The sequence below is a fragment of the Crocosphaera chwakensis CCY0110 genome (assembly GCF_000169335.1).
Lineage (GTDB): Bacteria > Cyanobacteriota > Cyanobacteriia > Cyanobacteriales > Microcystaceae > Crocosphaera > Crocosphaera chwakensis.
This window is the reverse complement of sequence record NZ_AAXW01000015.1, coordinates 101,299-117,180: the sequence shown is the minus strand read 5'-3', so window position 1 is coordinate 117,180 and position 15,882 is coordinate 101,299. Positions and strand designations below refer to the sequence as shown.

The following is a 15,882-nucleotide window of genomic DNA, read 5'->3' as shown; positions in this document are numbered from 1 at the left end:
AAAATTATAAGATAGTTGCTGACGTTGAATGGTATCTCAAGCTGTTACAACATAACGATATTAATTGGTATTACTATCCCAGAACAATAGCCTCTTATGCTATCGATGGTTTATCCACTAAAGATATTAAATTAACTAGGGGAGAATATTGGCAAGCTCATAATTCGGCTGAAGTCTATAAAGGTAATAATTGGGATAAAAAAAGACTGTTAAAATATCAAGATGTTATCTTGTATTTTGAAGAACAATTATCATTTTCTCAAAAAAACAATGAACAACTAAAAAATGAATTAGAAACAGTTAAAGCAAAATTGCAAGAATCTCAAGCTTTAGTTATCAACCAAGGAAATACCTTACAGGAACTTAAGCAAGAAATGGAAGCTATGAAAACTAGCAAATTCTGGAAATTAAGATTTCTCTGGTTTAAAGTTAAAAAAAATATCGGTTTAGCTATTGAATAAAGTTATGAAAATTTCAATTATTCCTGTCTGTGGAAATGCTCAAAAAATCTATCAATAATGTTATTCGTTAAAAAAGAAATTTTGGGTTATCACACAAACAACTGCTATAAGATACGATACTTTAAACAACTACAGCAGTTTGCAACTTGATAAGGTACAAAATGTTATCGCGTTAGGGAACAGCAAACAGATGATTCATTTAGACTGTAATTTAATAACTTGCAAATTGCTGTAATTACTAAGGTAATAAGTGAGTACACAAAATTAATTACACATTGGGCTAGACTCAAACCCTTATTATATAAGCATTATAAGAAATCAGAGTGTGCAATTAATTAACTTTAGGTACTTAACAATGAAAAATCTTCAAAACACCCAATGTATTTACTGTCATCATCCGTCGTTAAAATTCAAATCGAATACAAAAAATAATAAGCACTCCATATCAAATGGAATTACTTGTCAAAGTTGTGGTCAAGGTTATGATATTTTATGGGGAGTTCCCTATTTGGGGATTTTTAAAGAAGAAGATAGTCTGTCACTACTTGAAATTATTGCTAATATTAATAACTATAGTCAAGACGAAACACACAGAAAAGATGACATAAAAAATATTATCAAAATGATTAATGAGTATATTTTTAGTGATGATGATGATGTTTTTTTTAAAAAGCATGGACTAGAAAGGAAACCAGATTGGTTTGATTATCGTTATAACGAGCAAATTCTTTTTAAAACTTTAACCTCTGACTTGGATTTTAAGAATAAAACAGTTTTAGATATTGGTGCTGGAACTGGTTACGATGGTTATCAATATTATTTAGCAGGGGCAGAAGTTACTTGTTTGGAATTTAGCCCAGTTTTAGCTAGAGTAGGGAGTCAAATATTTCCTGAATTTCAGTGGGTTGGGGGAAGCGCAGATAATTTACCATTTTTAAATGAAAGCTTCGATTTTGTTGTAGCGAATGCAGCTTTACATCACTTATTAGATATTCCTACTTCGATACGTGAGATGTTAAGGGTTTTAAAACCTGGTGGATTTTTAATTACCATTGGAGATTCCTTTAGAGGGGATCATCAAACAGAATTGGATGAAGCTATTATTTTTAACAATCATGTTGGAGTTTTATCTGGAATTAATGAACAAGTTCCTAAGTTTTCTAGTTTTTCTTGTATTTTAAAGGAGTTTAAGGACAACATTAGTGTTCAAATTATAACCAAGAATGTCTATCACTTATCAGAGTTTCCTAATTTATGGGGATTAGAAGAATCTGAAACTATTTTGTCAGATAAAAGTGGAGACATCAATTTATTAGTTAAAAAAAATAAATCAATTAACATTGAGAAAAAAACTGTTATAGAAGAGGCTTTTCGTCCCTACACTTATGGAGAAAATTTAGTAGAACAAAGTAAAGCAATCAGTTGGATTGTTAATTATATACCTCAGAAATATCTAAATCTGTCAGTTTGCGATCCTTCTTATCCAAAGTTTAGATTAATGAATGGATGGAAAATCCAAGAAGACAATAATAATCAGCGTTGTGTCTATAAAAGAGGAAGGCTATTTTTTAGTAGAGATAAAATAGCTAATCAATTTATTGATATTGAATGTTTGGTTCCTTATTTATCATCTTTTGATTGTCCAAAAATAGACATTAGAATTAATGGAATTTCGGTTGATTCTAAAGAGGTTATTAGGGGAGTTTGGAACAGTTGGCAAATTTCAATTGAAGAAATAAGTACAAATATATTTATTGGAAAAGCTTTTTATCTAGAAATTACTTTAATTACCGATAATAGTCTCACAGAAGGACAAATTTTCTGGGTAAGAAAGATTGATTTTTCAAACGAACAAAAAGGTGCTACCTCAGAAGATGATGAATTATCTTTTTTTGGTATTGAAACATTAGCTTTAACTATCTTTAAAGATTATTTGGAACTTAACTTACTCATTTCTCCAGATTTTTCTCAAGGGATTAAGATAATCAATAGATTGAAAAAGTTTAATATGAAACTTAACTTAGTGATTCCTCAAGGACAAATAAAATTTTATAGTTGGTTACCTAATTGTTTTATTGTTGATACTTACGAGATCAATCCACTAGATGATGGAAACTATATACTCAAAGACGGAAACATATTAGTAGATATTGTGATTGCTTCTAATTTAGACAAATTCTTGTCTGTTTTGAAATTTATTCATAATAATAATAATGTATTTTATGTTATTGATGAAGATGGAACTGCTAACTTATTGGAGTTTCCTCTTGTCAACTTGCCCTCTACCCCTTCTGAAACTTCATCTTTTGAACATCAACAACAACCTATAGAAAACACTCATCCAAAGGAGGTTGAACTAGATATAATTAAAGAATATGATAAACAACTTCAAACATTGTTAGAAGAAATCGAAGCGATGAAAACCAGTAAATTCTGGAAATTGCGATCGCTTTGGTTTAAACTTAAGAATCGCAGACTGAAGTCCAATTCTACAGATACTAATTTTTTTGATAAAAACAAAATATATCTTTATAAGAGAAAACAAAACTAATTTTTCTGTTGTCGATGTTTTTAATAGGACACTTCATATAGCTAAATAGTAAATATCCAACATCCGAATCTTGAATAGCCAACTCCATGCTACTTTTTTGTGTTACTGGGTTAGGGTGAGACAAAGCGTAATACCTATATTTATCTTCCAACTCAGGAATATAACCTAAGAACTGATAATCTGTTGCTATAAATTTTTCAGATTGATTAAGACTTTTATTGGCTACAAAAAAATCCAAGAGTTTTAAATTTAATTCATAATTACCTCGATATAATTTAGCTTGTCCTTGTTGCTTTAAATAGAAATCATTAGTATGGCTAAGGCCGATTTTAAAATATAAAGAGATGAGAATACCTAAAATAAGAAAACCCAGCAAATATTTTTGCTTAAATTTTTTATAAATATTAGTGATAATGTTAACCGTAAAATCATGGCTTTTATTCACCTTAATCAAAAAATAACTGCTGACATTAGCATAGCTTAATATCCTGTTAGTTTTTTTAGAAATTATAGCAAGTAATTGCGCTACGATAAAATATAAATTGGTTCCTGCGGCTAATCCTAGAATACTGTAAATTGGCATTATATTTCTATTATCATAACTATAAAAAGCTGACCATATTAAAGACCAAGGAATAACATAAAACCACATCATTTGATTTAGGCATCTCATTTTTCCACGCCGAGGAATCAAAGATAAAACTACTGACGTTATCAGCAAAGGAGAAGAAAAATCTCTAATAAATGCGGTCAGCATTCTTTTAGGAATAAAAGGTTCTGGATGCAGATATGTAGCTGAAACTAACTGCACCGCAACAGATGAAAAATCTTTGATTATTAAGTATTTAAAAAAATACCACATTCCACCAATTACAATGGCGGGTAAGATCAAGTAGATTAGAGCTTTTACAATAGTATCTTTACTACTTTTGTAAATCTTTAAATAAAAAATTACAACTAAAGAAATAAAAATAAATGCTCCAGTTTGTTTGGTTGCGATTGCCCCCCCTCCTATCACCCCAAGAAGTATTATTTTATTCCTTTCTTCTAAAATAGTGTTTTTTTGAAAAAGGTCTAGGCTAAAGTAACAAGAAAATAAAATTGCACCCAGAATAGAAACAGGAACATCTGCATAACCAGTTCCTGTCCAAATAGAAGATTTTAATAAATAAGCTGAGAATGCTGCACCAAATAGGAGTTCTAATTTGGCCATTGCCAAGCTCGATCCTATAAAGGAAATAACTCCAAATAAGGGAAATAGATTCATTAAGAATCTAGCAACAAACTCAATTTTATTAGTCCCCAAAATTAGATAAGTTATTGACCAATTAGCGGGTAATAATTGAGGATATTCCCACGTTAGAGTAGGGAATTGATTCATTGACCAATCTATTGCCCAACGATTCCAACTTATTACTGGGTCTACACCATAAAAAATCTGAAAGAATCCCCAGATTGGATGCTCAAAACTGTTAGCTAATCTGAGCGTACCAGATATAACGAATATGAGAGCAATAAACAATATATATATCTTGTATTTATGAGGTTGAATTATTAATCTTAATTCTTCTTGTGTAACTGCCAAGACTTTTTTAAGATTATCCAATATGAGATTGGAGCAAATAAAAAAATAGACAATTTCTGCTAAGATAAGAAATAAATAAATGTCTCGTCGAAATATACCAAAAGCTGTTAATAATAAAACCAAGATATAATTGGCGATTAAACTGAGTACAAATATCAGAGATGTATAGAGAAAGATATTCACCCTAAAGTGCCATCTTGAAAAGATAATTATGCCTGGAAGAAAGCAAACTTGTAAGAGAGCGATTGGAGCTAGTAAACCTATACTGTATTCATTTAAAAAATTTATCATTGATTTGTTTTTAATCTAAGCGAAACATTTGTAAACTGATATCAGAAGGTAAAATTTGCAGTAAAGGATTGAGTAATAATAAACTTAACCAGATAATAGCTGAGCTAAAAAGTGAGGTTGTGCGATCATAACGCAATCGTTCCCAAAGTCCTTGAGTTTCAAAGGAAGGTAAGGAAGAACGATGCACCTCAGTAAAGCCAAATTGTCCAGCGAGTTGACATAATTGGGCGGGGGTGAAATAGGCAAGATGGGGAGAAGCAAATTGCTTCTGCCACATTCTCTCCAATGGCGCAGAGAATCCGATTATATCGAGTAGAGTCGCCAGTTGATAGAAAATACCTTTACTGCAAGGTAGGTTGATGACTAAAATACCTCCAGTTTTGAGAAGTTTTTGACAAGAACTCATAGCTTCGGATACATCAGGAAGATGTTCAAAAACATCATTAAAGACAATGACATCAAATTGTTTGCCCTGAGGAATATCTTCAGGAAAAAAGCCATGCCACACAGTCTGGCCCCGTGAGGCTGCCAAAATACTCATGTCTTTATCGGGTTCTAAGCCAAAAACTGTAAAATTCCTCTGAGCAGCTAATTGCAAAAACCAACCATGAGCGCAGCCCACATCCAGTAGGTCTTGATTCAGAGGAGATAGTAGAGTTTCAAGTCGCTCTAGGATCCGTTCAAAATTAGCAATTCTTAGGTGTTTGAGGGCAGTTTCGCGTTTAGCTTCATTGATACTCTCACGAGCTATTTCATTTTGGATATTGGGTTTAAGAGTTGATTGCAAAAAACCACAACGACTACAGCGGAAAAGCCAGGGCTTATTAGTACCCCTGAAGGAGCTATGGCAAATGGGACAAGGTTTCAACATTCGATTATTTATTTGTGAACATTACAAATATAAAAAAGATTGGTATCCATTGAAGGAATGCGGCTAGGATACCATAATGTTTCTACTCGCTCGAAATAATACTCAATAAAAACTTTCAGGTTATTGAATGGGTTGACGTGTTCTCTCGCCATCCAGTAGTCATAAGAAATTCCCTTTTGGTGCGCTTGTGACCGAGGTCCTAACATCCTACCCAAGCGCCACAATAAACCAGGATCGCAGGGCAAAACGATTGATAATACCCCCCCTGAGCGCACGACTCTATCCCATTCTCGTAGGACTTGATGCGGATAGTAGAGATGTTCTAGCACATGGGTAGCAATCAGGCGGTCAAAACTCTCTGAGTCAAATCTCAGTTTGTAAGCATCAGAACTGCAAATTGTAATTCGCTCTCTTAAAGAACTTGGATAGTTACTTTTTGCCTGTTCTAACATAGCCGTACTTTGATCTGTCATGACGTACTCACGGAATTGATGTCTGACATATCTTAGGTGTTGACCAGACCCTGCCCCTATTTCTAAGATACGTTCAAAATAGTTTTTAGAAGTAAAGGGTGCTTCAATTAATTGGTGGCTTTTACGCATAAAGAAAGCTGAAAGGGACTTACCATAATTGAAATCTTCATAATTTTCCGCTAAAAGTTGATGGTAAGCGTTAAAATCAGGATCAGGCTTCATATTTTTCTGCTTTAAGATTATAAAAGAGTTTTAGTGTGTTTATTATAGGCTTTCAGAGATTCTAGCTGAGTGAGTCTTTGCTGTAAAGGAAATTGAGGTAAGGACTGCATATCATAGCTAAAGAAAGCCAGAAGTAACTGGAAACCTAGGATGATAGGTAGTGCTGAAAGCATTACAGTACCTGCACTGGCTGTGGGGAAGGAGATACTCCATTGACTCAATCCGTAGAGTATGCCAAAGATCAGCAATGGTAGGCTCAATAGTAACTCAATGGAGGCAATACTAAAGTTGCGCAAGATGTAATTATAAAAGATTCGCTTACTAAAGTTATGGAGATGGGCAGTAAAAAAGCGTGGCAATTCTCGCCAAGGATTAAGGTTACTTATTTCATCTTCATAGATCGCTGGCATCGGAATATCAATTACTTTAGCTTGAATGATATTAAGCCGAAACAGAAGATCGCTCTCGAAAAAAAAACGTTTGTTAATTTTTCTCCAAGGTACTACAGAAGCTACTTTTCCTTCAATAGCAAAGAACCCATTAGTCGGATCAAAAATATTCCAATAACCAGAAGAAAGTTTTGAAAGGAATGATAAACCAGCATTTCCAATAAGTCGGAAGGTAGGCATAGAGAGCAAACCATCTAAATAGAAAAAGCGATTGCCTTTTGTGTAATCTGCTTCCCCTTGAACAATAGGTTTAACTAAAGCAGGAATGAAGGCAGATTCCATCTGACCATCTCCATCCATCTTTACGATAACTGAGGCTCCATCTATTACTGCCTGTTGGATACCTGCTATGGTCGCTCCACCTACTCCTTGGTTGAAAGACAAAAAGATGACTTGAACTCTTGGATCTATGCTATTGTCTCTAACTACTTGTCCACTGTACTCTGGACAATGATCGTCTACCACATAGATTCTGTCTATTTCCTCTCCAATTCCAGAAATGACACCCAGTATCTGGCGAGAGACGCGAAAACACGGAATAACAACAGCTATCATAGTTTGACTAAAAATAACTCTAAAAAATCACGTCTTAAACAAAAAGATGATTAAGTAGTGGTACAGAAAATTTGTATATCATAGATACATGATAATCGTCAAGGATGCCGAAATAATTTTATACCATTGTCATTGTAGAGTATTTGTTTCGGGAGAGATGACTTTGTGGGTAGTGATTTTCAGGTCGTGAAAATTTTCATGGCGAGTTTAGTATAATCCAAAAAATTCACCAAATAAGTTGACTCAAACTTAATTAAATTCTTAAAATAGTGGTGATATATTACTTAGTTTAATTAAATTTTGAACATCAAATGCTAAAAAAATTTATTATTATTGATCACTCGCTATGTAATCTTCAAGGACATCATTACGAATGTAGTCTATCTGTGGCTGAAGCAGCTTCCAGACAAGGATATGAACCGATAATTATTGCTAATAAAACTTTTCCAAGCTCATTATATCCTGACAATATTAAAGTCATTCCAGCTTTTGAAGTCGATTGGTTTGATAACCCAGTGTCTTCTAAACAAAAAAATAATATATTAGATTTTTTTGAATTTCTAGAAAATCATCCTTTAGAAAAATCATCAGAAAAAATAAATCATAAAATTAAATTTTATTTTAAATATTTAGAACTAACCCAACCTAAATTAAAATTGCTTTTAGAAAAAATAAAAGGAAGTACCGCAAGATTACTTAATTGGATACAACAAGATATTGAATTATTACGTTCTATTCCTTTTTCTAATACCTTATGGGGAATCTTTAAAATTATTTGGGGGTTAGTTCGATATATATTATCTGTATTTTCCAAAAAAATAAATCAAGCATTAATTAAACTATCAACTCCAAAAACCGAAAGCTTCAAAGACAGTTTATCTAAAGTTTTAAAAGCCATCAAACCAACTTCAGAGGATGAAATATTCATTCATACAATCGGTATTCAGCAAGTTGAAGAAGTCTACCATTATTTAACTTCTAGCGACTTATCAAAGATGCCTAGATTTCATATTCTCTTACGTCGAGATATTGATGATCCTTTAGTGGTTTATTCAGAAGGAATGGGATTAAAAGCAATTTTTGATAACTGTTATGACTCTCAATTATGGCCAGATAAAATACAGTTTTATACTGATACTGATGATTTAATTCAACGCTACAATAGTTTAACTAAGGTAAAATTATACAAAATTCCTATTCCTTTTAGGCAAGAAAAATTACAACCAATAATAGAGAAAAGAGACACAGACAAACCCCTTCATCTTGTTTATTTAGGGGACGCAAGACCAGAAAAAGGCTATCATTATTTACCTAATCTTATAGAATCTTTATGGACAGATTATATTCAACCAGGTCAAATTAAAGTAACCATTCAGTCTAATTTTAACATAGAAGGAGGTCAAGGTTTAATTCCCCAAGCTCGTCTAGCTTTAGAAAGATACCCAAACAGTAAAGTAAAGTTAGTAAAAACAGCGATGTCTGCTGATGATTATTATCAACTTTTATCAGAAGCAGATGCTTTAATTTTACCTTATGATCCTAATAGTTATCGCTTCCGAACTTCAGGGGTATTAACCGAAGCTTTAGCAGCAGGAAAACCTGTTATTGTTCCTCAAAATAGTTGGGTAGGAAAACAAGTAGACAAATCAAGAGCAAGTCTTTATGAAAATCTTGATGAAATACCTCAAAAAGTTATTGAAGTTGTCGAAAATTTAGAACAACTTTCAGAGTCAGCTAGAAAATTCTCTAAAAGATGGCTTGAACAAAATTCTCCTGATAGTTTAGTTGAAACTTTACTAGATAGTAAAGACCATAATTATGTTAATTATGTGGAAGAAAATAAATTAGAAATTGATATAAATGAGGAAATACATATTGATAATAGATCGAAATTCCTGCCTAAAATTCTTTTAGTAATAGAAAGTGATTTTTTATTAGATCAAGAAACTATCAATCCTTCATTTCTTAACTATCTTGAATATTTAGGACTGTGTGGTTATCATGTTTATGGATTGTTTTTCACTAATAAACAAGAACGAAAAAAAGAAAATTACGAACCTTTTTATCATCAAGTCTATCCAATCATTAATCGACTTTTTCAAGAATTTTCAGTTAATTTGAAACAAAGATGGATTGTTGATTATGGTTTACCTGATAGGATTCCCTATGATTTTAATAGTAAAGAATATATCAAAGAAGTTTTAGATAATAAAAGTAGTTTCAAAAGAGATTTGATTGAAAGATATAATTTAAGTATTCCATCAGATTTGAGTCAATTACTACAAACTAATCAATTTGATGTTATTTTTCTGAATTCTATTGTTAGTTACAGTATTATTGATCGATTCAATATAACACAATCTTCAATAATTTGTGAAGTTCCTGAAATTGTATCTTATCAATATGCTGTCAATAATCATCGAGATATTGATCAAGAAGAATATCGATTAGAATATCAACTATTAAATCAATGTAATGTCTTGATTTTTCGTCATCAATATGAACTTGAAAAAATCAAAGAAACCATTAATACGCCCGAAAGCTATCTTATTACTTGTGATAAACATTCAGATCAAAGTAATGATTTTCAAATCATGGATAACGTATTTGAATCTTTACTCAAGGATCGAGCTATACGCTTAAAAGGAACAGGTAAAAAAGTAGCTATTTTATATCCTTGGGGAGATATTTTAGAGCGAAAAAGTGGCGCAAGTAAACGGGTTGGATTACTCATTGATTATTTAAAATCACAAGCTTATCAGGTATGGTTATTTACCACAGGAGATGACAAAGATTTTAGAGAAGATGGCGTACATTACACTTACTATGAACAATCTTACCAAGATTATTGTTTAGTTAATAAGCTTTATAAAGATGCCTATGAATCATGGTTTGATGCTCTAAGTTTTGATAGTAAACAACATGATAAAACTTTTGAGAATTCTGAATTATCAGACCATTGGTTACCTTGGATATATTATCAATATCGCTTTGATTCAGGATTTATTAATTGGGTTAAAAAACTAGCAAGATGGGCAGATACAGTTATCTTAGAATATCCCTTTTGGGCTTTAAGTGTTGGAGATATTTGTCATCAATATCAAACTCGATTAATCATCACAGCTCATGATATTTTAGCCCAACAACTTTCTCAAGATAGTTTACTAGGAAAAATTGCTTTATCAGAAGAAATTAAATCTCTAAAAAAAGCTGATTATCTTATTTGCGTTTCTGAAACTGACCAAATTTTTTTAAAGCAATATCAACTATCACCAACGATTATTCCTAACCCTATTAATTTGGAGCAAGATACCTCAAATGACTTATCATTAGAAGTTGATTTACCCAAAATAACTAGCCCTTTTTGTTTATTTGTTGGCAGTCAACATCAACCTAATATAGAAGCTGTAAAAATTATTCAACAAATAGCCAAAGATTTTTTAATTGATTATTCTGATATAGCTTGTCAGTTTGTTATTGTAGGAAGTTGTTGGGAACCTGAAGAGAAGAATAATTTTCTCGCTTTAGGGAAAGTTAGCGATCAAGAACTCTCAGTGTTATATGATAGAGCAAGCCTAATTCTATCGCCCATTCTATCTGGTACAGGAACCTCTTTAAAAACCGTTGAAGCGATGGCTTATGGAAAAGTGGTTATAGGCACAACCATAGCCTTTCGAGGCTATCCTGTAGCGTCTGGGGAACAATGTATTATTTGCGATCGCCTAGATGACTATGGTCATTTAATTGTTAAATGGTTAAAAAATAGTCAAAAAAGAGAAAATATAGAGAAAAATGCGCAAGAATTTGCCAAAAATTATGATTATCGTCGTCTATATTATTCGTATCAACAGCTAATTGAGAAATCGGATAAACTCATTAGGGAACTTCCAGAAATCAGTTAACGTCAGCAACAGCATTGATGTTTAAATTAGATTGTATTTTCTAAGACAAAAAACCTACAGCAGTTCCCCTACTTATGAGGTGCAAAAGTGATCGCTTTGAGGCAGAAGGCAGAAAGAAGGCAGGTGTTAGGTGTCCCTTATGAGTCCGAGAAACGCTATATAATCCCATATTAGTTCTCGTAAACTAATTCTAGGTTAAAGATTAAAGTTACTGACTCGTGACCAAATAAGTTGACAAACTCTCTAGTTGTGCCTAACATTTTACGAATGCCATCATTAGCCTTAATAAAAGAATTAATTGATTCTGTCAAGCAAGGCCCGACTATAATAAAAAGTGATTAATTAGTATCCTATGAAAGTCCTGATTGCTGATTTCGATTTATTTAGTAAGGTTGGCGGTGGTCAAACCTTTTATCGCAGTATCATTAAAAAAAATCCTCAAATTCAGTTCTATTATATAGCTCAAAAAGAGCCATTAAATACCCCCAGACCAAAGAATGCAACGGCTATTCCCTATACAGAGCAATTTTTAATCACTGATTTTAAAAACTTTTTTGAAGTAACCCCTCCTAAATGGGTGGAAAGAGCTTTTGTTCTTGCCAGTAATATTGCAGTCTCAGCACAAAATCAACAATTTGATATTATTGATGTACCAGATTACGAACAATGGGGTATCTTTTTAAGACCGGCCTTAAAACAATATGGCATTAAGTTTAATCGTATTGCCCTTTCAATGCACGGGAAAATATCAAAAACCCTCCGTTTAGATTGGTTTGACTGGGGAAAAGCTAATATTCCTCTTGATTTACAAGAAAAAATGCAGTATGAAACTGCTGATATTCGCTACGGAATTAGTAAAAGTTATCTCGATGAATGGCGCGAGGAAATTGAAGCGTTAGACAGTCATTATTATAATCCCCTTCACTTTTTTGACCTTCCTAGACCAACTCAATGTTTACCCTCGAACCAACCTGCTACCCTGAACTTTATAGGAAGAACTGAAAAACGCAAAGGCCCCGATATTTTTATTGATTTAGCTTGGTGGTTGCCTGAAAATAGCTACAGCAAAGCTCAGATTATAGGGCCTCATAGTTATAATTATGATAATACGAAATCCTCTCAAGCTTATCTACAAGAAATGATACAGCATCGTCAGAGTAATTTGACGATGTGTCCCCCCATGAAACGGGAAGAATTAACAGAATTATTTGCTAGTAAATCCTTAACTTTTCTTCCTTCAAGATACGATACTTTAAATTTAGTTGCTTTAGAATCTCTATTTTCAGGTTGTCCCACAGCTATTGGCAATGGTGCCGGTGTTTGTCGTTTTCTAGAAGAAAACTTTCCTAATGTTCCTTTCATTACCATTGATATTGATGATATTTATGCCAGTCTTCCTAATATTCAAAAGCTTTTAGATAACTATGAAGATTATCGAGAAGAATTAGTCAATCAATTATCTAAAGCTAATTTAGAAGTTACAGATCCTAAGTTAGAAGATATCTATAATAATTCTTCTGTTGCTCACACAGAAACTCAAGAAGAATTAGCCCAATGGTACACGCAATTAATATCTTATTGGGAATCGTGCCAGGTTGGTTTTAGTATCTCAAAGATTCCTGGCGTTAAAGCAGCAAAAACTCAGGTTAAAAAGCAACTTAAACCCACTTATAAACAATTAAAAAATACCCTAGGTCAAGCCAAAGCTCAACTTAAAAAACCCCTTGAAGAAGCCAAAAACGCGCAGACCATAAAATCATTTCAATTATTTGAGCAGTATAAAAACACATTCAAAGCATCAGAATTAAATCAGAAAGATTTAGGAGCTAAAGTTAAACAATTTTGGAAACTCGCTTCCGCTTTTGGAGAAGAAGAACAAGGATTGCGTGATAAACTGAAAAATGGCTACCGAATTGATCGGGTGCGGGCTTGGCGAGAAATTGCCCGTTTAGAAGAATTGCGAGGCAATGAATTAGTCGCTGCTACCTACAAGTTACGGGGTTTAAGACTATTAGATGGCGATCGCTTTGGGGATCTTCCCTATGTTCTGAGAGTGTTACAAGAAAAAGGATTTACTCGTGAAGTCGAAGTAATCGATGCTATGTATGGTAAAACAGGGCAACGGGAAGAAAAGTGTTATGATTTCATCGAAAAAGCTCGACAAGATAATTTACACAACCAAGAATGGGACTACGAAATATTTGATGATCGTCGCGATCGCTCGGATTATAGAGTTAGCATCATTGTTTCTTTATACAATGCAGCCGAAAAATTACCCCTATTCCTAAAAACCCTACAACATCAAACCTTGATGCACTCAGGGGATGGGGAAATTATCTTAGTCGATAGTGGTTCTCCTGGGGATGAATATGAAGTATTTAAACAACTAGCTCCACAGTTAAACTTACCGATTTTATATGTTCGTTCAAAAGCCAGAGAAACCATTCAAACCGCCTGGAATCGAGGGATATCTTTGGCAAAATCCCCTTATTTATCTTTCCTGGGGGTAGATGAAACCATCTTACCCGATGCCTTAGAAACCTTAGCCAATGAGTTAGATAAAAATCTAGATATTGATTGGGTCATTGGCCATAGTGTAGTCACTAACGTCGATAAAAAAGGTAATTGGGTCAACGATATTATGCCCTACAATCGTACCCCCTATAAACAAGATTTAGTCTATCTAGAAACCTGTTATTTATCTTGGGTTGGAGCCTTATATCGTCGTTCCATTCACGATCGCTTTGGTTACTATGATGGTACGTTTCGAGGCGCAGGGGACACAGAATTTAAGAGTCGACTGTTACCCCATATTAAAAGTAAAGTCATTGATCGAACCCTAGGGGTGTTTTGGAATTATCCCGACGAAAGAACCACCCAAAGTCCGGCTGCTGAAATTGAGGATATGAGAGCTTGGTATGTTCATCGAACTTTAGCGGGTGTTCGTTATGCGTTTGCTCATCGCACCCCAGAGGAATTAGAACAATTAATTTACCTCTCCCTAGCCTATCGTAAATCCTATTGTGGTCATACCAGTAGTGATCTCGAATATGCTTATAATTTGAGTCTGTATCTAAAAGAAGTCAATCCTCAATCAAAAGCATTACAGTATTTTAAAGGAATTGAAACCTTATTACAGGCTTATCGTTCTTTAGATTGGATGCCTAAATTATCTCGATTCTCTCCGTTAGAAAAAGTCTTACAAACTCGCAATATAGCCCAACAAATCCAACAAGAGCATTTAACGACCTGGGATGAACAAAAGAGTTTAGGTTTAAAACCAGACTATCGAATTTTTAACGATAATCGCCACGAACAACACGCATTTTTATGGTTAACTAAAGTGGAGACAACAGAATCATGAAACAACTGAAAGAATGGTTCAAAGCCAAACTCAGTAAAGCCTTAGCCCCAGAAATTGACCAACAATTAGGACTGAATCAAAAACTTGAGGACGTTCGATTATATGGTATTTCCCCTTGGTATCAAGGTAACTTTTGGGAACCCCCTGTACAATTAGCCTTGAGAGACTTGTGTCGTCCTGGGGATGTGGTTTTTGATGTGGGGGCTAATTTCGGCGGTTTAACTACCGTTATGTCCCGTATGGTAGGACCAAAAGGGGTGGTTTGCTCTTTTGAAGCAAGTCCTAGAATTGTGGATAAATGTCAGCGCAATATTGTTCTCAGTGGTTGTAGTAATGTGCAGTTATTTCATGCTGCAGTTTATTACAAATCCTACAGTAAAGTTCCTATTTATTTAGGAAGTCATCTCAACGATAGTATTTACGCAGAACAATCCACAGGAACCCAAGGTTATGAGGTTTCAACCATTGCTTTAGATGATTTTGTTGAGCATACAAAATTAGTCCCTAATTTAGTCAAAATGGATATTGAAGGAGCCGAATTTGATGCCATTAAAGGCATGGCTAAAACCATCGAATCTGCTCAACCTCATTTAATTTTAGAAACGCAACCAGAAGATACTCGCTGCTTAGATTTCTTACTCGAAAAAGGGTATATTTCCATTGATTTGAATACTTATCAAACCGTTGAAAATGCGAAAGATTATCCCCCAGGAGTAGGGATAAGAAATAATCTTTATATTCATCAAAAACGTTTATCTCAAGTGTCTTATAATCCTCCTTTTGGTTTTCAGGAAGTTACCACTTTAGACGCATACGCTTTTCAAAGCAAGGAAAACGGTTCTATCGGCTTAAAAACTCCCTTAATTTTGGATAAAGGACGTTATTTAATAGATGTTGCTTTTACAGCGAAAGGAACCGATAACGACTTAACCTGTGGCGTTAAAATAGGCAATCAACCAATTTTTCGTTATCATGCTTACAGTAATTTACTCGCTTCTAGTTATCGTGATTGGGTGATTCATCTTTCTGAAACAGCAAAAATTGATCTTTATTTCGATTTTATTAACGAAACCTTCGATGATACTCTCTCGGTTCAAGGAGCAAAAGTCACTGAAATCACAGACTTTAAAAATGCAAATACTAATCTTTATTTCTAAA

8 protein-coding genes and 1 pseudogene are annotated in these 15,882 nt (G+C 33.7%); 5 read left to right on the top strand and 4 right to left on the bottom strand.

Annotated features, from left to right (window positions below):
• Together CY0110_RS11985 and CY0110_RS27970 are read left to right on the top strand one after the other, a co-directional pair.
• Positions 1–461: pseudogene (locus CY0110_RS11985) on the top strand (hypothetical protein); the annotation flags it as partial.
• Between the two features lie 355 nt (positions 462–816).
• Entirely contained in the window at positions 817–3,012 is a 2,196-nt protein-coding gene (locus CY0110_RS27970) for a class I SAM-dependent methyltransferase (RefSeq protein ID WP_008275703.1), read from the top strand.
• Here CY0110_RS27970 and CY0110_RS11975 read toward each other — a convergent pair.
• The 4 genes from CY0110_RS11975 to CY0110_RS11960 form a co-directional block, all read right to left on the bottom strand.
• A complete protein-coding gene (locus CY0110_RS11975) occupies positions 2,960–4,597 on the bottom strand; it encodes a hypothetical protein (protein WP_157464570.1) in 1,638 nt (545 codons plus the stop codon). The two genes, CY0110_RS27970 and CY0110_RS11975, sit on opposite strands and share 53 nt — an antisense overlap.
• Before the next feature lie 301 nt (positions 4,598–4,898).
• A complete protein-coding gene (locus tag CY0110_RS11970) occupies positions 4,899–5,675 on the bottom strand; it encodes a class I SAM-dependent methyltransferase (RefSeq protein ID WP_008275701.1) in 777 nt (258 codons plus the stop codon).
• Between the two features lie 92 nt (positions 5,676–5,767).
• On the bottom strand, positions 5,768–6,361 hold the full coding sequence (locus CY0110_RS11965; protein WP_198139150.1) for a class I SAM-dependent methyltransferase: 594 nt from the start codon (positions 6,359–6,361) through the stop codon (positions 5,768–5,770).
• 110 nt (positions 6,362–6,471) lie between these two features.
• Positions 6,472–7,458 (bottom strand): glycosyltransferase family 2 protein, encoded by a 987-nt coding sequence (locus tag CY0110_RS11960; RefSeq protein ID WP_008275699.1) that lies wholly within the window; start codon positions 7,456–7,458, stop codon positions 6,472–6,474.
• Positions 7,459–7,769: 311 nt separating this feature from the next.
• Here CY0110_RS11960 and CY0110_RS11955 point away from each other — a divergent pair, with 311 nt between their 5' ends.
• From CY0110_RS11955 to CY0110_RS11945, 3 genes are all read left to right on the top strand, one after another.
• Positions 7,770–11,360, top strand: a complete 3,591-nt coding sequence (locus tag CY0110_RS11955) for a glycosyltransferase (protein WP_008275698.1) — start codon at positions 7,770–7,772, stop codon at positions 11,358–11,360.
• A gap of 352 nt (positions 11,361–11,712) precedes the next feature.
• The gene (locus CY0110_RS11950; RefSeq protein WP_008275696.1) at positions 11,713–14,724 is read left to right on the top strand and encodes a glycosyltransferase; all 3,012 of its coding nucleotides are present in this window, start codon (positions 11,713–11,715) and stop codon (positions 14,722–14,724) included.
• Positions 14,721–15,881, top strand: a complete 1,161-nt coding sequence (locus CY0110_RS11945) for an FkbM family methyltransferase (RefSeq protein ID WP_008275695.1) — start codon at positions 14,721–14,723, stop codon at positions 15,879–15,881. Before CY0110_RS11950 ends, CY0110_RS11945 begins: the two co-directional genes overlap by 4 nt.
• Position 15,882: the final 1 nt, after the last annotated feature.